General features: G+C 69.2%; 17 protein-coding genes and 1 tRNA gene. 12 read left to right on the forward strand and 6 right to left on the reverse strand.

Annotated elements, in window-relative coordinates; translation table 11 throughout:
- Positions 1 to 47: 47 nt before the first annotated feature.
- The gene (locus FNH21_RS12980; protein ID WP_152816332.1) at positions 48 to 503 is read right to left on the reverse strand and encodes a 23S rRNA (pseudouridine(1915)-N(3))-methyltransferase RlmH; all 456 of its coding nucleotides are present in this window, start codon (positions 501 to 503) and stop codon (positions 48 to 50) included.
- A gap of 180 nt (positions 504 to 683) precedes the next feature.
- Here FNH21_RS12980 and FNH21_RS12985 point away from each other — a divergent pair, with 180 nt between their 5' ends.
- From FNH21_RS12985 to FNH21_RS13020, 8 genes are all read left to right on the forward strand, one after another.
- The gene (locus tag FNH21_RS12985) at positions 684 to 2,147 is read left to right on the forward strand and encodes a bifunctional cytidylyltransferase/SDR family oxidoreductase (protein WP_152816334.1); all 1,464 of its coding nucleotides are present in this window, start codon (positions 684 to 686) and stop codon (positions 2,145 to 2,147) included.
- A complete protein-coding gene (locus FNH21_RS17145; RefSeq protein ID WP_152816336.1) occupies positions 2,144 to 3,715 on the forward strand; it encodes a methyltransferase domain-containing protein in 1,572 nt (523 codons plus the stop codon). Before FNH21_RS12985 ends, FNH21_RS17145 begins: the two co-directional genes overlap by 4 nt.
- Positions 3,716 to 3,720: 5 nt before the next feature.
- A complete protein-coding gene (locus FNH21_RS12995) occupies positions 3,721 to 3,984 on the forward strand; it encodes a DUF6752 domain-containing protein (protein WP_152816338.1) in 264 nt (87 codons plus the stop codon).
- Positions 3,977 to 5,308, forward strand: a complete 1,332-nt coding sequence (locus FNH21_RS13000) for a family 1 glycosylhydrolase (protein WP_152816340.1) — start codon at positions 3,977 to 3,979, stop codon at positions 5,306 to 5,308. The genes FNH21_RS12995 and FNH21_RS13000 overlap by 8 nt, the downstream gene beginning before the upstream one ends.
- Positions 5,298 to 6,434 (forward strand): glycosyltransferase, encoded by a 1,137-nt coding sequence (locus FNH21_RS13005; protein WP_152816342.1) that lies wholly within the window; start codon positions 5,298 to 5,300, stop codon positions 6,432 to 6,434. The genes FNH21_RS13000 and FNH21_RS13005 overlap by 11 nt, the downstream gene beginning before the upstream one ends.
- Before the next feature lie 4 nt (positions 6,435 to 6,438).
- A complete protein-coding gene (locus FNH21_RS13010; protein WP_152816344.1) occupies positions 6,439 to 7,347 on the forward strand; it encodes a phosphodiesterase in 909 nt (302 codons plus the stop codon).
- A 95-nt stretch (positions 7,348 to 7,442) separates the two neighbouring features.
- Positions 7,443 to 8,210: a type 1 glutamine amidotransferase domain-containing protein gene (locus FNH21_RS13015; protein WP_152816346.1), complete on the forward strand. Its 768-nt coding sequence runs from the start codon at positions 7,443 to 7,445 to the stop codon at positions 8,208 to 8,210.
- A 109-nt stretch (positions 8,211 to 8,319) separates the two neighbouring features.
- Positions 8,320 to 9,171, forward strand: coding sequence for a class I SAM-dependent methyltransferase (locus tag FNH21_RS13020; protein WP_191931953.1), 852 nt, complete (start codon positions 8,320 to 8,322; stop codon positions 9,169 to 9,171).
- A gap of 144 nt (positions 9,172 to 9,315) precedes the next feature.
- Here the strand turns inward: FNH21_RS13020 and FNH21_RS13025 are convergent, their stop codons facing one another.
- Together FNH21_RS13025 and FNH21_RS13030 are read right to left on the reverse strand one after the other, a co-directional pair.
- Positions 9,316 to 10,071, reverse strand: coding sequence for a MerR family transcriptional regulator (locus FNH21_RS13025; RefSeq protein ID WP_152816348.1), 756 nt, complete (start codon positions 10,069 to 10,071; stop codon positions 9,316 to 9,318).
- Between the two features lie 55 nt (positions 10,072 to 10,126).
- Complete coding sequence (locus tag FNH21_RS13030) at positions 10,127 to 10,651, reverse strand: small multidrug efflux protein (RefSeq protein WP_191931954.1); 525 nt, start codon at positions 10,649 to 10,651, stop codon at positions 10,127 to 10,129.
- Between the two features lie 419 nt (positions 10,652 to 11,070).
- Between FNH21_RS13030 and FNH21_RS13035 the strand changes: the two genes are divergently transcribed.
- Entirely contained in the window at positions 11,071 to 11,646 is a 576-nt protein-coding gene (locus FNH21_RS13035) for a dihydrofolate reductase family protein (RefSeq protein WP_152816352.1), read from the forward strand.
- 102 nt (positions 11,647 to 11,748) lie between these two features.
- On the opposite strand, the gene FNH21_RS13040 is transcribed toward FNH21_RS13035, so the two are convergent.
- The 3 genes from FNH21_RS13040 to tadA all read right to left on the reverse strand — a co-directional run bounded on the left by FNH21_RS13040 (position 11,749) and on the right by tadA (position 12,921).
- A tRNA-Ser gene (locus tag FNH21_RS13040) sits at positions 11,749 to 11,838 on the reverse strand.
- Between the two features lie 57 nt (positions 11,839 to 11,895).
- Positions 11,896 to 12,384, reverse strand: a complete 489-nt coding sequence (locus FNH21_RS13045) for a pyridoxamine 5'-phosphate oxidase family protein (RefSeq protein ID WP_191931955.1) — start codon at positions 12,382 to 12,384, stop codon at positions 11,896 to 11,898.
- Between the two features lie 39 nt (positions 12,385 to 12,423).
- Positions 12,424 to 12,921 (reverse strand): tRNA adenosine(34) deaminase TadA, encoded by a 498-nt coding sequence (tadA, locus tag FNH21_RS13050; protein WP_152816354.1) that lies wholly within the window; start codon positions 12,919 to 12,921, stop codon positions 12,424 to 12,426.
- A 23-nt stretch (positions 12,922 to 12,944) separates the two neighbouring features.
- On the opposite strand from tadA, the gene upp reads away from it, so the two are divergent.
- The 3 genes from upp (at position 12,945) to FNH21_RS13065 (ending at position 16,294) form a co-directional block, all read left to right on the forward strand.
- Positions 12,945 to 13,580, forward strand: a complete 636-nt coding sequence (upp, locus tag FNH21_RS13055; protein ID WP_152816356.1) for a uracil phosphoribosyltransferase — start codon at positions 12,945 to 12,947, stop codon at positions 13,578 to 13,580.
- Positions 13,581 to 13,691: 111 nt separating this feature from the next.
- A complete protein-coding gene (locus FNH21_RS13060; RefSeq protein WP_152816358.1) occupies positions 13,692 to 15,029 on the forward strand; it encodes an APC family permease in 1,338 nt (445 codons plus the stop codon).
- Between the two features lie 458 nt (positions 15,030 to 15,487).
- On the forward strand, positions 15,488 to 16,294 hold the full coding sequence (locus FNH21_RS13065; RefSeq protein WP_152816360.1) for a winged helix-turn-helix domain-containing protein: 807 nt from the start codon (positions 15,488 to 15,490) through the stop codon (positions 16,292 to 16,294).
- The last annotated feature ends 21 nt before the right edge of the window (positions 16,295 to 16,315 follow it).

Consider the following 16,315-nt stretch of genomic DNA (forward strand, 5'->3'; position numbering starts at 1 on the left):
GCCGACGGCGCGGGCGGGGCGTGGTGCGATTGTTACCGGAACGGCCTTCACTCGTGGTGGTAGGACCGTCCGCCTGCGATCTCCTGCGCGCGGTACACCTGCTCCGCGAGGATCAGCCGGACGAGCTGGTGCGGGAAGACGAGCGGGGAGAGGGACCAGACGAAGTCGGCCCGCTGGTGTACCGGCCGGTCGACACCGTAGGCACCGCCGATGATGACCGTGACACCGCGGGAGGTCTCGAGCGGTGCGAGGAGGGTTCGGGACAGCGCGGGGGAGTCGACGGCCGTACCGCGCTCGTCGAGCAGGATCACGAAGTCCGAGCCGAGCCTGCCGAGCAGCCGCTCGGACTCCTCCTTGCGGGCGGCGTCGTTCTCGCGCGCCGAGTGGGAGATCAGCTGCCAGGAGAGATCGAAGGGCTTCTTCAGCCGCTTCGCGTACCGCTCGATCCCCTCGGACACCCAGCTCTCGTGCTTGCGGCCCACTGCGAGCACCCGTATTGCCATGCGTTCAGGCTATCGCGGGTGCCCGTGGATCACCTCGGGACTGAACGGCGGGTGAACGCTAGGCAAAGGACCGGCGCCTCCACAAGGAAACTGCGACCTTAATTTTTTCCTGACCGGCGGAATATGCCGTAAGTACGCTTACTAAATTCTTGGAGCTACTCACGGACGAAGGGGGCGGCAATGTCGACCATCACCGGCGGAATCGACGCTACACATACAGCGGGCAGCGAGGAGCGCCCCCGACGACGAACGGTCGGCGTGGTCCTCGCCGGCGGAGTGGGTACCCGCATGGGCCTCGAGATCCCGAAGCAACTGGTCCCCGTGGCCGGGCGGACCAGCCTCGAGCACACCGTCGACATCTTCCAGCAGTGCCCGTTCATCGACGAGATCATCGTGATGATGGATCCCGGGTCCATGGACCGCGCGGAGCTCCTCGTCACTCGCGAGAAGTTCCCCAAACTGACCGGACTCCTGCCGGGCGGCCGGGACCGCAACGAAACTTCCTACCTGGCCCTGCGCGAGATCGCGACGCCGGGATCCAAGGTCGTCTTCCACGACGCCGTCCGTCCGCTCCTGGACCCGTCCATCATCCGCGCGTGCGTCGAGGCGCTCGACACCTACGACGCAGTGGACACCGGTATCCCGTCGGCGGACACCATCATCGAGGTCGACGAGCACGATCTCATCCGGTCGGTCCCCCCTCGCGCGTCGCTCCGTCGGGGCCAGACACCCCAGGCCTTCCGGTGGGACACGCTCATGGAGGCGTATGGTGCAGCACGGAAGGATCCCCATTTCGCGGCGACCGACGACTGCTCGGTGGTGCTGACCTACTGTCCGGACGTCCCGATCATCGTGGTGCCGGGCCACGAGGCGAACATCAAGATCACCCATCCCATCGACATCCACCTGGCCGACAAGCTCTTCCAGCTCAAGCACCAGCACGTGGACCCGGTCCCGGTGCCCGCGTCATCCCTGCGCGGGAAGGTCGTGGTCGTGTTCGGCGGCAGCTCGGGCATCGGCGGAGAACTCGGCCGGCAGCTCCAGGAGGAGGGCGCCTTCGTGGCCTGCCACAGCAGGACCGGGAGCGGGACCTTCGTCGAGGACCGCGCCTCGGTGTCACGAGCGCTCGCCGACGCCGCGGCGCAGTACGGGCGGATCGACCATGTGGTCCTGACCGCGGGGGTCCTGACCATCGGCGACCTCGTGGGCCTCTCCGACGAACAGCTCCAGCACGACGTCGGCGTGAACCTCATGGCGGCCTTCGTCGTCGCACAGGAGGCGCACACCCACCTGGCGGACTCGCACGGGTCGCTGCTGCTCTTCTCCTCGAGCTCCTACACGCGCGGCCGCGCCAAGTACACGGTGTACTCGGCCACGAAGGCGGCGCTCGTGAACCTGACGCAGGCGCTCGCGGACGAGTGGAGCTGCGACTCCATCCGTGTGAACTGCATCAGCCCGAGCCGCACCGCCACGCCGATGCGGGAGAAGGCCTTCGGCCACGAGGACGAGCACACGCTCGTACAGGCGGCCGACGTCGCCCGCGTCAGCGCGCAGGTCCTCGCCTCCGACATCACGGGTCAGGTCTTCGATGTCCGCCTCCCGCAGGTCGACCCGCTGGCCGCACAGCTCGAAAGTGTCCGGTGAGCGCGCGCGCCCTGACAGCCGATACCGATCGGCTGGTGATCACCGGCGCCCCCGTCCCGAGCGGTGACGCGCTCTCCGTGCTGCTGGCCGGACGCCGCATCTGGACGGTCCGCGCACCGGAGTCCGACGACGACGGATCGCTCACCGTCCCGTGGCCCCCGTCCCTGTCGGAGCGCCTGACGGGCACGGCCCGCCTGGCAGTCGAGCACGGCGGCCGCGAGATCGCCGCGGGCACCGCCGTGTTCGACGCCGCGGGCGGGGAGTTCGACCTGTCCGAGCCGGGCACGGGCGTCCCTCAGGTCGTGAACAAGTGGGGGCGGATCGCCCGGTCCTTCGAGGGCCGTGACGCCGCGCTGATCGACCACGTCCTCGACGAGGCGGAGCACCTCATCCAGGTGCTCCGACGCACCGCCGGCATCGACCTCTTCGTCACCGGTGGCACGCTGCTCGGTCCGGTGCGCAACGGGCGGATCATGGCGCACGACGACGACGCCGACCTCGCCTACCTGAGCACCCACACGAACCCGTCCGACGTCGTGCTCGAGAGCCTCCGCATCGAGCGGACCCTCGTGCAGGAGGGCTACGAGGTGGTGCGGCACTCGAGCGGCCACCTCCAGCTGATGTTCCCCGGTGGGACCATCACGGACCACTTCTACCTCGACATCTTCACCTACTTCGAGTGCGAGGGCTGGTTCTACGGGACCTTCCACGCCCGCGAGCGAGCGGAGAGTGTCACCCTCCACCCCCTGAAGCCGTTGCCGGTCAACGGGCGGATGCTGCCCGGTCCGGCAGAGCCGGAGCAGCTCCTGGCCGCGATCTACGGGCCGTCCTGGGAGGTCCCGGACCCCACCTTCACCTTCGTCACGCCGCCCGCGGCCTTCCGCCGCTACTACTGGTGGCTCAACCACTTCGACGTCGACCGCGAGAACTGGGAGGACCACCACCGCGCCGAGATCGAGGGCGGCCCGGTGACGGCGCCGTCGGGCCTCGCCGTCGCGGCGACGAGCGCACTCCCGCCGTCGTCGGCCGTCCTGGATCTCGGCTGCGGGCTCGGTGCGGACGCGCGGTACCTGGCCGAGCGCGGGCACCGCGTCCTGGCGGTCGACTACAGCCGGCCCGCGCTCGCGTGGGCGAGGGAGAACGTGGCGCCCGACGGCGGTGCGATCGAGTTCGAGCGGGCCAACCTGACCATGGCCCGGCACGCGCTGCACCTGCGGAAGCGGTGCGCCGAGCTCGACGGCACCGTGCACGTCCTCGCGAACCACCTCTTCAACGCGTTGAGTCCGCTCGGCTGGGACACCACGCTGCTGCTCGTCAAACACCTGCTGGCGGCGCCGGGGAGCCGCGCGTTCGTCGAGGTGGGGGTCGCGGGAGCCGAGGGGTCGGCCAGCTGGGCCGAGTACCAGCCCGTCGACTGGACCAGGTTCCAGGAGCAGCTGGCCCGGTACTCGCTCGTGGCGGAGGATCAGCCGGACTCCGGGCCGGGACAGCACCGGGACGGGCACGGCAAGGACAGGGAACGCACGGTACTGAGCCGGCGCGTCCTCGTGAGGAGGGAGAAGGGATGACGGACATGACCGATACGACGGATCTGACGGAGACGATGGACACCACCGCGGTCGGGGATGGGGGCCTGCGGTTCGAGGTCACCGAACACGACGATCTCGCACTCCAGCTGGATGCGCTGCGCACGGCCGTGGAGCAGTTGCGCGCGGAGGTGGTGCGGCTCGATGCCGACCTCGACGAGTCGCGGCGCCTGAACCTGCGCGCTGCCGAACTGCTCGACGTCGTCTACGAGGAACTGGGTGCGCGACGGGCCGGTGACGGACGTGTCTGAGGCGGGAAGGCCCCTCGAGATCATCGGCGGATTCGAGAGCACCTTCATGCCCGCCCACGACCGCGACATCTTCGAGACGACGGAGCACGACCTCCGGTGGCGCGAGGATCTCGGGCTGCTGTCCCGCTCCGGCATCACGCGGCTGCGGTATCCCGTGCGGTGGCACCGGATCGAGGAGGTGGAGGGGAGCTACGACTGGTCCTCCACCGACGAGGTGATGGCGTACCTGCGCAACGAGGGGTTCCGCCCGATCGTGGATCTCGTCCACCACACCAGCTATCCCGCCTGGCTCACCGACGGCTTCGCGGACGACCGCTTCGGAGCCGCCTACCTGCGGTACGCGGAGGCCTTCGCCCGCCGGTATCCGTGGGTCGAGGAGTACACGCTCTTCAACGAGCCGTTCTCCACCCTGTTCCTCTGCGGGCACGAGGCCATCTGGCCGCCCTACCACTCCGGGCTCCGTGGATTCGTGGACCTCATCCTCAACGTGATGCCCGCGGTGGCCACGGCCTCGGCCCTCTATCGCGACCTGCTGCCGGACGCCCGGCACGTCTGGGTCGACACGTGCGAGTTCCACACCGGCTCCGACGCATCGGGGCAGCGGTACGCGGACATGGCCAACTACCGCCGGTTCCTGGTCATCGATGCCTTCCTCGGCAGGGGGTACGACGTCGACAGCCAGCTGGGCAGGGACCTCGCCGCCGTGGGTGGCGAGCGCCTCCTGTCCCTGCCCACGGGGACGATCGACGTCCTGGGCCTCGACTACTACGCCCACTGCCAGTGGGACTTCTCCGAGGCCGGCGGCACGGCCCCGACACCCACGCCGCTGCCGCTCTCGGACCAGATCCTGCAGTACTGGGAGCGCTACGGGATGCCGTGCATGCTGACGGAGACCAACGTCCGCGGCCATACCGCGGATCGTGCCACCTGGCTGAAGTACGTGCTCGAGCAGTGCGAGGCCGCGCAGGCCCGCGGCGTGGCGATGGACGGCGTGTGCTGGTTCCCCGTCGTCGACTCCACGGACTGGAACTCGCTGCTCTTCCGCTGCGAGGGACAGGTGGACCCCGTCGGCGTGTACTGGCTCGACGCGGACCTCCGGCGTCACACGTCGGTCATGTCGACGTCGTACGCGCTCGCCGCCCAGGGAGTGCGGTCCGCCGACCTGCCCGCCTACCGGCTCGCCGAACCCGTGGCGACCTGGCTGCAGGGCTACCGGCCGCAGATGGCCCACTGGGACTGGCAGCAGCCGCCCGGGACCGACATCGGTTCAAGCCTTCCCCGCACCACCACACGAATGGAATTGAGGATCGTCGATGCACAGTGAACTCATCGTCCTGTCACACCTGCGCTGGGGTTGGGTCTGGCAGCGGCCGCAGCAGCTCGTCTCACGCCTGAACAAGGCTCCGGGCCGGAAGACCTGGTTCGTCGAGGAGCCCCTCACGCCTCCCGACGTGGAGGTCACGCAGAACCGCCTCGGCATCGCCGAGGCGGACGGTCTCACGCGCGTCTTCCTGGAGATCCCCGAGCAGGGCCGGCACGTGGGCTTCTTCGACGAGGTCATGCCCGACTACGTGGAGCAGCTACCCGCGCTGATCGGCCCGCCCTCGGGCGACCGTGTCGTGTGGATCTACACCCCGCTGGTCCTGGAGGCGGCTCTCGCCCTCGAGCCGACCACCCTCGTCTACGACGTCATGGACGATCTCGCCGCCTTCAGGAACGCGGCCCCCGAGCTGCTCGTCCGCCAGCGGCAGGCGCTGAAGCGGGCCGACGTCGTCTTCGCCGGCGGGCGGTCGCTGCACCGCTCGGTGGTGAAGCAGGGGAGGGAGGACGCCCACCTCGTGCCCAGCGGCGTGTCCGTGGGCCACTACGCGGCCACGGCCCGGAAGGCCGATCCCGGGCGCGACCGGCCGGTGGCCGGCTACGTGGGGGTGCTCGACGAGCGGATCGACTTCGCCCTGGTCGCGGGGCTCGCCGAGCGCCTGCCCGAGTGGGAGATCCGGATGGTCGGCCCCATCTGCAAGATCGAGGAATCGGACCTGCCGCAGGCGCCGAACATCGCCTACCTCGGCCAGCAGGCCTACGAGGACCTGCCCGGGCACATGGCGCAGTTCGACGTCGCGCTCATGCCGTTCGCGCTCAACGAGGCCACGAAGTCGATCAGCCCCACGAAGACGCTCGAGTACCTCGCCTCGGCGCTGCCCGTCGTCTCCACCAGGGTGCCGGACGTCGTCGCGGACTTCCCGGGGGTCGTGGACCTGCAGGACGATGCCGACGGCTTCGCGGCCGCATGCCAGGACCTGCTGGGGAGGGCCGGCGAGAAGCCGTCACCCGAGCTCCGGCGGTTGCTGAAGCGGCACGACTGGAACCGGATCGCCGAGCTGATGGACCAGCAGGTCTTCGGCCGCGAACGCTCGACGCCGGAGCGTGCCACGGCCGAGGCGACCGCCTAGCGCCATGCCGACGGCCAGCAGGCGGGGGGATGCGCACCTCTCCCGGGAGCATCCTCCCGCCGATCACCTCCTCCTCCACTTCAGCGACACCCACTTCGTGGCCGACGGCCTGCTCTACGGCGGAGTGGACGGCCGCGACCGGTTCGCCCGTCTCCTCGCCGGGATCGGCGCATCAGGGCTCCGGCCGGATGCCCTGATCTTCACCGGCGATCTCACGGATTCGGGAGATCCGCAGGCGTACGGGGCGCTGCGCGACGTCGTCGAGCCCTTCGCGGCGCGTCTCGACGCCCCGGTGATCTGGCTGATGGGCAACCACGACCACCGGCCTGCCCTGCGATCGGTGCTCCTCGGCGAACCGCCCGAGGAGACGCCGCTGCACCGCTGCTACCGGCTCGGGGGGCTCCGCGTCATCACGCTGGACACCTCCGTGCCCGGACACCATCATGGCGAGCTCGACGACGGCCAGCTCGCGTGGCTCGAGGCCGAGCTGTCACGCCCGGCGCCCGAGGGCAGCATCCTGGCGCTCCACCATCCGCCGATCCCCATGGTGCAGGATCTCGCGGTCCTCACCGAGCTGCGGCGGCAGGACCGGCTGGCCGAGGTGGTGGCGGGGAGTGCCATCCGGCTGATCCTCGGCGGGCACGTGCACTTCCCGTCATCGTCGCTCTTCGCCGGCATCCCCGTGTCGGTGGCGCCGTCCACCTGCTACACGCAGGACCTCACCGTGCCGGTCGGCGGCATCCGCGGGAGGGACGCCGCGCAGGGCTTCAACCTGGTCCACGTGTACCCGCACACGATCGTCACGTCCGTCGCCACGCTCGGGTCCGGACCGACGGTCGGGGAGTACGTCGCGCCCGAGGAGGCCGGACGGCGGCTGGCGGCGGCGGGACTGGGGGTGCGCGGACGGCCGTGACGGTGCGCCGACGACGACGACGACGACGACGACGACGCCGGACGGCGTGCGGCGGGGCCGGGCGTAGGGTGGGAGGCTGACGAGAGGAGCACCCCATGAAGAAGATCCTCATGGTTCTGACCAGCGTTTCCGAGATCGGCGACACCGGGGAGAAGACCGGCTACAACGTGGCCGAGGCCGCCCATCCCTGGAAGGTCTTCACGGACTCCGGGCACTTCGTCGATTTCGCATCGATCCAGGGCGGGCAGCCTCCGCGCGACGAGGTGGACACCTCGGATCCCGTGCAGGTCGCCTTCACGGAGGACGAGACCACGCGTGCCGGTCTCTACAACACGGCCCGCGTCGACGTCGTCGACCCCGCCCAGTACGACGCCGTCTACCTCGTGGGCGGGCACGGGACCATGTGGGACTTCCCGGACAGCGAAGGTCTCCAGAAGCTGGTGGCGAGCGTCTACGACGCAGGCGGCCTGGTCGGAGCGGTCTGCCACGGGCCGGCCGGGCTGGTGAACGTGGAGCTGGACAACGGGTTCCGCCTCGTCGAGGGCCGGAAGGTGGCCGCCTTCACCAACGACGAGGAGGTCGCCGCGGGCAAGGACACGGTCATCCCCTTCTTCCTGGCGGACCGGCTCGAGGAGCAGGGCGCCACCCACGTGTCGGCGGATGTCTTCGAGGAGAAGGTCGTGGTCGACGACCGCCTGGTGACCGGCCAGAACCCGGCGTCGGCAGCGGGCGTCGCCAAGGAGATGGAGAAGCTGTTCGCGGTGGTCATCCGGCAGGAGAAGGCCGAGGAGCAGCACGAGACGGAGACCCTGCGCGCCGAGAAGGACGCTATCAAGGCTGCCGCGGCCGGCGACGAGGACTGACGCCGGCACTCCTGGCCGGGGACGCGAGCCGGTGGGCGCCGGGCCGGGCGTCGATCGTCGTCGTGCCCGCCCCTTCCGGTGGTATGGATCGGGGCGGTAGCGTGACGGCGTGATCATCCCAGCCAGCTCCCAGACCACCGCGGCGGTCGCGGATCACTACGACGAGCTCGATCCGATCTACCGCAGGGTATGGGGTGAGCACGTTCACCACGGGCTCTGGACCACGGGTCGCGAGTCGCCGGCCCAGGCCGTCGACGCGCTCAGTGAGACGGTCGCCGATCGACTGCACCTCCGGCCCGGGGAGGAGTGCGTCGACATCGGCTGCGGCTACGGATCGACGGCCCGGCAACTCGCGGCCTCCCACGGCGTCCGGGTGACCGGCTTCACGCTCTCGGCCGGGCAGGCGGAGTATGCCGCATCGCGTCCCATGGACGGCGTCGACGTGCGGCTCGGTGACTGGCTCGTCAACGGGTTGGCCGGAGCCTCCGCCGACGCTGCGTGGGCCATCGAGTCGAGCGAGCACATGGAGGACAAAGCCGGGTTCTTCGGCGAGGCCCACCGCGTACTCGCTCCCGGTGGCCGCTTCGTCGTCTGCGCCTGGCTGGCCGAGACCGGCGCCGGCAGGTGGAAGGTGCGGCATCTCCTCGAGCCGATCTGCAGGGAGGGCCGCCTGCCCTCCGTGGGTACGCGCGAGGAGTACGAGGCGCTGGCGGAGGCGGCCGGCTTCACGGTGATCGGCTACGAGGACGTCAGCCGCAGGGTCGCACGCACCTGGACGATCTGCGTCGGCCGGTTCCTCAAGGCCCTGTTCGTCGACCGCGAGACGCGTCACCTCGCCGCCCGCGGACGCAACCGCGTCTTCATGCTGAGCCTTCCCCGCCTGATCCTGGCCTACCGCACGGTTGCGATGCGCTACGGCATCTTCACCTTGTCGAAGACGGGCCAGGACACCGCGTTGTGAGTCCGGTCCTCTCCGGGCGGACTCGCCGGGGGAGCCGCGGCGTCCGCTCCGCGGGTCCCCCGGCGAGGGTTGATGGCCCGGCCGTGCCGAACGGCGGAGGCCGTGTGTCGGATGTGCCGCTCGCGGGCGCTTCCGTCACCGATGTCAGGACGTCTGCTTCCCGGCGGTGACCTGCTCCTCCGCGAGAGCTACGCCGGCGAGGGCGCTTGCCCGCGCCAGGACGTCGAGCTGCGCCGGGTTGTAGAGGGCCGCAAGCGATTCGACGACCGTGTTCCTGGTGACCTCCACGCTCTTGGACAGGTGCTTCCCCGGCTCCGTGAGCCATGGGTAGTCCCGGAGGGCCTTCGCGATGGTCGGTGCGTAGCGCTCCGCGAGTTCTGCACGGGCTGGTTCGTCGGCATCAGGGGCCAACGCGTCGAACTCCCTGCCCGGCGACTCCGGGTCCTCCCGGATCATGGTCCGCAGGTCCTGCATCGCCTCGTGGTCGTACAACTGGGAGTAGATCAGCATCAGGGACTGGTCCGGCTCGGACAACCGGGGTGCCACGTCCTCGAATCCGGCAGGGACCCCGGTCACCGATGAGCCCTGCAGGATCGCCTGGATCTCCGCCCTGGCGCGCTGCAGCCTCTCGATGCTCATCGCAAGGTCCGCGTCGATGGCCCTCAGTGCCTCGGAGGAGGAATGTCCGTCGAGGGTCACCTCGTCGATCTGGTCCAGCGGAACGTCCAGGTCCCTCAGCCGGCGGATCTTCAGGAGACGGACGAGGTGCCGGACCTGGTACTGCTTGTAGCCGTTGGACATCCTGTCCGGCTGCTCGAGAAGCCCGACCTGGTGGTAGTGACGGACCGTGTTGACCGTCGTCCCCGCCAGTTCGGCGATCTCCCGCGTACTCCACGCCATGCTCGTCCGTCCTTCCGCAGTCGCGCCACGCCCGTCGGTCCGTCAAGTATCGCCGTCACCAGCCGAGGAACCCCACGAACCCGGTCGCGAGGGCCGCGATGACGCCGGTCCACAGGAGGATGGCGATCGCCTGCCAGAACAGGACCCGCTCCGTCCGGACCCCGGATGCTGCGAAGAACGCGGCGGTGAGCTGCGTGGGGAGCGCCAGCGGGGCGAGGAGACTCGCGCCCGGTACACCGAATCGGGAGAGCCAGCCCTGCAGCCGGCGCTGGCCCTTGGCGCGCCGCTCCGACGGAGCGCCGGATGCAGGATACGTCGTCGCGCCGTCGTTCCCGCGACCGGCCACGACTCTCTGGCGGACACGCGAACTGATGGTCACGACGGCGAGCACGCTCAGGAAGTTGCCGATCATCGCTGCGAGTGCCGCCACCACCGGGTTGATCCCGAGGATGATGCCGATGCCGGCCGCACCCTCACCCTCGATATAGGGGACCATGCCGGCGACGCCGACGCCGAGCGGCTGGACCAGTTCGGGCAGCTGCTGCACCCATTCCCTGATGCCTTCGTACGGGTTGTCCACGATGTTCTCCTTCGTCTCTCGCGGCAGCGGAGGCGGGTTGTTCCGCCGCTTTTACCACGTTCTATTCGTGGCGTCAAGAGCGTTGTGCCGGGCTGGATTATTCCAGGTGCTCACCATTGAAGAGGCTGTGCCGGGAACAGGGTCAAGGCGTCCGGATGGTGCGGTCGGTCACGGTCCGCACGTCGGCCGGAGCCGACCGTTCCGGCACGCCCGTCGCCCTCAATCCTTGGGGTCGACCCTGGAGTTCTTCCATCCGCCGCGGTGGGACATCGACAAAGGCGCCGACGGTGGTGCCCCTTGGAGAACCAGGGCTCCCAGCCCTCATCACAGCGACAATCAGGAGCGACCGATGAGATCCTGCTGCATGCCGCGTCTACCGTGGACGGGTAAGCGATGGGACGACGCAATGGAGGTATCTGATGTCACGGGAACTGGTGTGGACGGGATTCATGTCGCTCGACGGAGTCGTCGATTCACCTGGCGGTGTCGAAGAGGGTCACCGCGGAGGCGGATGGGTGCTCAGTACCGAGTTCCTGCCCGAGGCCTTCGCCCTCAAGGGTGAGGAGTTGGAGGAGACGACGGCGCTCATGTTCGGGCGCCGGAGCTATGAGGCGTTCGCCCCGGTCTGGATCGGCTCCGAGGACCACACGGCGTACAAGGACCTCCCCAAGTACGTGGTCTCGACAGGTCTGGAGGAGCACTCGCTTGTCGATGGGTGGGGCCCGACGGAGATCCTGCGCTCCGTCGAGGACGTCGCCGCACTCAAGCAAGGCGACGGCGGTGCGATCTTCGTGCACGGGAGCGCCGAGCTCGCGCGGGCCCTGGCCGAGGCCGATCTCATCGACCGGTACAACCTCCTGGTGTTCCCCGTCCTGCTGGGTGCAGGAAAGGGACTCTTCAGTACGGCGGACACGGACCGGCAGCACCTGCATCTGCGCGAGTCCGAGGCCTACCCCAATGGCGTGCTGAAGGTCGTCTACGACGTCGTCCACTGAGGTGAGCGCGTGCCCGCCGGGCGCCTGACGCTGCTTCGTCCCTTCCCGAGCAGCAAGAAGGCCCCTGTTCCCCTACCTGCAGGGAACCGGGGCCTTCTCGGGTGGCGGTGACGGTGGGATTTGAACCCACGTTGGCTTTTACACCAAACAACATTTCGAGTGTTGCACCTTCGGCCGCTCGGACACGTCACCAACGCCGCTACTTTACCGGGTGCAGCGCCCGAGTCCCAAAACGGGATCGGTGGGAGGCTAGGGGAGCTCGACGACGTCGTTCTTGCCCGAGCTCGGCTTGCTTCCCGTCACCAGTCCCTTGACCATCTTGACGGCCGAGACGACACGGGGTGCGTCCATCGACCAGTACTCGGCGGTGTGGGCGTCGACGTGGATGAGGGCGACGGAGGGATCGTCGCGGCCGTCCTCGAACCATGCGGAGACCGAGGGTCCCCAGAGCTCGTCGATCTTCGCCTGGTCCTTGGTGAGCGTCGCCGTACCGGCGACGGAGACATAGCCCTTGCCCGTGCTCGCCGAGACATTCACCTGCGGGTTGGCGCAGATCTCGTCCGCCTTGGGAGAGGGATCCTCCGTGAAGAACCAGAGGTCGCCGTCGAAGTCCTTGGCCTGCAGGGCCAGCGGCCGGCTCACGAGCTGGCCGTCGAGGTTCACGGTGGTGAGGATCGCGATGTCGGCCTTGCCGAGGATGTCCTGTACTTCCTTCAAACCGTCCTGCTGATCTGCCACGTCTGCTCCTTCGAGGGGGATACTGCGGATTTCCTCAGCCTACGCAGTATTCGCGGGACCGGCCCGTCGGGTGACGAAGAACTCCCTCAGCAGGTGCGCGCACTCCTCCTCACGAACACCCGGGAACACCTCGGTCCAGTGATTGAGCCGGGGCTCGCGGAGCACGTCGAACACCGATCCCGATGCTCCGGCCTTCCCGTCCCAGGCGCCGAACACCACACGGGGGATGCGCGCCAGGACGGACGCGCCGGCGCACATGGCGCACGGCTCCAGCGTCACCACGAGGGTGCAGCCCTCGAGCCGCCAGGCACCCGTCGCAGCGGCGGCGGCGCGGATGGCCTGCACCTCGGCGTGGGCCGTCGGGTCCCCGAGCTCCTCGCGCTGGTTCCAGCCCGTGCCGAGCACGGAGCCGTCGGGTCCGACGACGACGGCGCCGATCGGGACGTCCCCACCCGCCCGCGTGCGCTCGGCCGCCTCGAGGGCCGATCCCATCCATGACCGGTGCCGGGGGTCGGCGGGCGCAAGGGAGAGGGGCATGGCTCCAATGGTACTTTTGACCCATGCGCGTACTGGTAGTCGACCACCCCCTGGTAGCCCACAAACTCACGGTCCTCCGGGACAAGGAGACGTCGTCGCCGGTGTTCCGCCTCCTCACCGAGGAGCTCGTCACCCTCCTGGCCTACGAGGCCACGCGGGACGTCCGTGTCGAGACGGTGCACATCGAGACGCCCGTCACGAGGACCGAGGGAACCGGCCTGGTGAAGCCCACGCCGCTGGTGGTCCCCATCCTCCGCGCCGGACTCGGGATGCTCGAGGGCATGACGCGCCTCGTCCCGACCGCCGAGGTCGGGTTCCTGGGTATGGCCCGCAACGAGGAGACCCTCGAGGCCATCACCTACGCCGAACGCCTCCCCGACGATCTGACGGGCCGTCAGGTCTTCGTCCTCGACCCGATGCTGGCCACGGGCGGCACACTCCGTGAAGCGATCAAGTTCCTGTTCGCCCGCGGCGCCGCGGACATCACGTGCATCTGCCTGCTCGCTGCCCCCGAGGGGCTCGCGACGCTGCAGGAGGAGCTCGACGGCCGCAATGTCACGATCGTGCTCGCGTCCATCGACGAGAAGCTCAACGAGAAGTCCTACATCGTCCCCGGCCTGGGCGACGCCGGCGACCGCCTGTACGGCGTCGTCGGCTAACTGCCACGACGCCCTGCTGCACAGATCATCGCGCGGCGATAGATGCTGCTCCCGCGGAAGGGTCCACGTCGAAGGGTTGCGCCCGTCGCCGCGAGCCGGTCCAATGGGGCGATGACGAACGGGACCAGCACGTCCGAGCCCAGCACGGAGGGCGCGCTCAAGCGGGCCATCGGTGCGCCGCTGCTCTTCGCCTTCATCGTCGGTGACACCCTCGGCGCAGGGATCTACACGCTGGTCGGCAGCATGGCAGCCGACGTGGGCGGGGTGATCTGGCTTCCGCTGCTCATCGCGCTGGTGGTGGCCCTGCTGACAGCCGGAACGTATGCCGAGCTCATCACCAAGTACCCGCACGCCGGGGGCGCAGCGCGATACGCCGAGCGTGCCTTCAACATCCCCTACCTGTCCTTCCTGGTCGGCTTCCTCATGATGGCGTCCGGTATCACCACGGCTGCAGCGCTGGCCAACGCCTTCGCCGGCGACTACCTGGCCGCGCTCATCGATGTGCCGGCGGCTCCGGCGGCGGTGGTGTTCATCGTCCTGCTCACGCTGATCAACCTCCGCGGCGTCAAGGAATCCCTCACCGCGAATCTCATCGCCTCGGTCATCGAGGTGACAGGTCTCGTCCTCGTGATCGTCCTCGCCGCCGTGGTGTTCGGAAGCGGCAACGGGGAACCGTCGAGGCTCCTCGAGTTCGCGCCCGAGGTACCGGCGCTGCAGGGCGCCTTCGCGGCGTCGGTCATCGCCTTCTTCTCCTTCCTGGGCTTCGAGGCGGCTGCGAACATGGCGGAGGAAGTGAAGAACCCCTCGAGGGCCTACCCCCGTGCCCTGTTCGGAGCCATCGGCACGGCAGCCGTCGTCTATCTGCTGATCGCGGTCGGCGCGGTGATCGTGCTGCCGCCGGCCGAGCTGGCGGTGTCCACCGCCCCACTGCTGGACGTCGTGACGGCCAGCGGTGTGGCCGTCCCGCCGTGGCTCTTCGGCATCATCGCGCTGGTGGCGATCGCGAATGGAGCCCTGCTGTTCATGGTGATGGCGAGCCGGGTGGGCTACGGCCTGGCGGAGGCGGGCCTGCTGCCGCGGGCGTTCGGGCGCTGCCTGCCGAAGCGCCGCACCCCGTGGGTGTCGATCGTCGTCGTCGCCGGGCTGACGATCGTCCTGACGCTCATCGGCAACGTCTCGACCCTGGCGGAGACCACCGTGCTCCTCCTGCTCCTGGTGTTCCTGTCGGCCAACGTGAGCGTCCTGGTCCTCAAGAAGGACACGGTGGACCATCCCCACTTCTCGGTCCCGCGCATCATGCCGGTGCTCGCCATCATCGCGAGCGTCGTGCTCCTGGCGCAGCAGACCGGCGTCGTGTGGCTGGGGGCGCTGGCCTACGTCGTCGTGGGCTCGGTCCTGTTCCTGCTGGCACGGGCAGGGCGGAAGCGCGAGGAGAGGGTGTCCGCCTGACGGACCGAAAGTGCCCTCCATAGGTCCTGCCCGTTCTGACGGGTCATGAGATGATCCCCGAATGAGCCTCTCAGGCGTCCTCGAGTGGACGAAGGGAGCCATACGGCTCATGTCGGCGGACGAAAGCGGGCCACGGAGCCCCGTTCCTGATATGGCCTTCCCGCCCGTCCACAGGGCCGGCTGACCGCATGCTGGACTCCGGAGCATTGTTACTTGCGCGTAGGCGATTGTTACGTGCAATAATTCGTCACGTGACCATCACCTCACACGCATCTGCAGCCGTAGTTCCCTCCCCGGGCGCCATGTCCCGGGCGGCACTCCGCTGTTATCGAATGCACGCGTAACGATCACACCCGATCCACGCACTTCAAGCCCAACGGCGGGCATCATTCTTCATCCCGACCGGGCACATCCCGCATTCGAGCCGCGATGACGGCACACTTCACGAGGTTGCTTCCATGTCAGTGAACCCAGGCTACGTCCATATCTCCCTCCGCTCGCCGCAGGGTCGGCAGGTCCGGCAGCAGTTCGCCCCGGCCTTCCAGCCGCACGCCCTGGGCTCGCACAGGCTCCAGGCGGTGCCCGGCGCCGACACCCAGCCGATGAGCGCCCCCATCCCCGTCGTGGCACCCAACGGTGTCCCCGGCCCCCAGGCCGTCACCGGTGACACGACCGCGCGGGGCTTCGTGCTGTACGTGGCGCTCGACGAGGCCACCGCGGCCGAGGCCGGGACCACGTTCGCGAAGCTCGCGCAGGATGTCCGAGCCTACGTCCGCTCCCTGGTCCCGACGGCGGAGAGCCACGCGGCCGTGGCACTGGCGCCCGCCGATGCGCCCGGCTCCGACATCGACGTCGTGCGTGCGGCGCTCGGCGATCCCACGGTCGCCCGGCGGCCGCGGGCCGAGGCCACGGCGGCCCAGGCCCAGCCGCAGCCCGCCCGGCCCACCGGGGTGCTCATCGACCTCTCGCGCCGTGAGGTCCACCTCGACGGGGAGACGCTGAACCTCACGTTCAAGGAGTTCGAGCTCCTCAACTACCTCGTGGAGAACGCCACCCGCACCGTGGGGCGCGAGGAGCTCCTCAGCGGCCTGTGGCGGAATGCGGACGAGGTGCCCAACGAACGCACCATCGACGTGCACATCCGCCGGCTCCGCTCGAAGCTCGGGCGGCTCGCCAACACCGTCCGCACCGTCCGGGGCCAGGGGTACCGCTTCTACGACCACCCCGAGGTGGTCGTCTGGGCCGCTCCGGAGTACTCGATCTAGCCTGCTGCAGGGCCACGGGAA

The sequence above is a fragment of the Arthrobacter bussei genome, from assembly GCF_009377195.2.
Classification (GTDB): domain Bacteria; phylum Actinomycetota; class Actinomycetes; order Actinomycetales; family Micrococcaceae; genus Arthrobacter_D; species Arthrobacter_D bussei.

Excerpts from the sequence above, each read along its gene's own strand:
- FNH21_RS12980 (WP_152816332.1), bottom strand. The coding sequence starts at position 503 with ATGGCAATACGGGTGCTCGCAGTGGGCCGCAAGCACGAGAGCTGGGTG.
- FNH21_RS12985 (WP_152816334.1), top strand. The coding sequence starts at position 684 with ATGTCGACCATCACCGGCGGAATCGACGCTACACATACAGCGGGCAGC.
- FNH21_RS12995 (WP_152816338.1), top strand. The coding sequence starts at position 3,721 with ATGACCGATACGACGGATCTGACGGAGACGATGGACACCACCGCGGTC.
- FNH21_RS13005 (WP_152816342.1), top strand. The coding sequence starts at position 5,298 with ATGCACAGTGAACTCATCGTCCTGTCACACCTGCGCTGGGGTTGGGTC.
- FNH21_RS13010 (WP_152816344.1), top strand. The coding sequence starts at position 6,439 with ATGCCGACGGCCAGCAGGCGGGGGGATGCGCACCTCTCCCGGGAGCAT.
- FNH21_RS13015 (WP_152816346.1), top strand. The coding sequence starts at position 7,443 with ATGAAGAAGATCCTCATGGTTCTGACCAGCGTTTCCGAGATCGGCGAC.
- FNH21_RS13025 (WP_152816348.1), bottom strand. The coding sequence starts at position 10,071 with ATGGCGTGGAGTACGCGGGAGATCGCCGAACTGGCGGGGACGACGGTC.
- FNH21_RS13035 (WP_152816352.1), top strand. The coding sequence starts at position 11,071 with ATGTCACGGGAACTGGTGTGGACGGGATTCATGTCGCTCGACGGAGTC.
- tadA (WP_152816354.1), bottom strand. The coding sequence starts at position 12,921 with ATGCCCCTCTCCCTTGCGCCCGCCGACCCCCGGCACCGGTCATGGATG.
- upp (WP_152816356.1), top strand. The coding sequence starts at position 12,945 with ATGCGCGTACTGGTAGTCGACCACCCCCTGGTAGCCCACAAACTCACG.
- FNH21_RS13060 (WP_152816358.1), top strand. The coding sequence starts at position 13,692 with ATGACGAACGGGACCAGCACGTCCGAGCCCAGCACGGAGGGCGCGCTC.
- FNH21_RS13065 (WP_152816360.1), top strand. The coding sequence starts at position 15,488 with ATGTCAGTGAACCCAGGCTACGTCCATATCTCCCTCCGCTCGCCGCAG.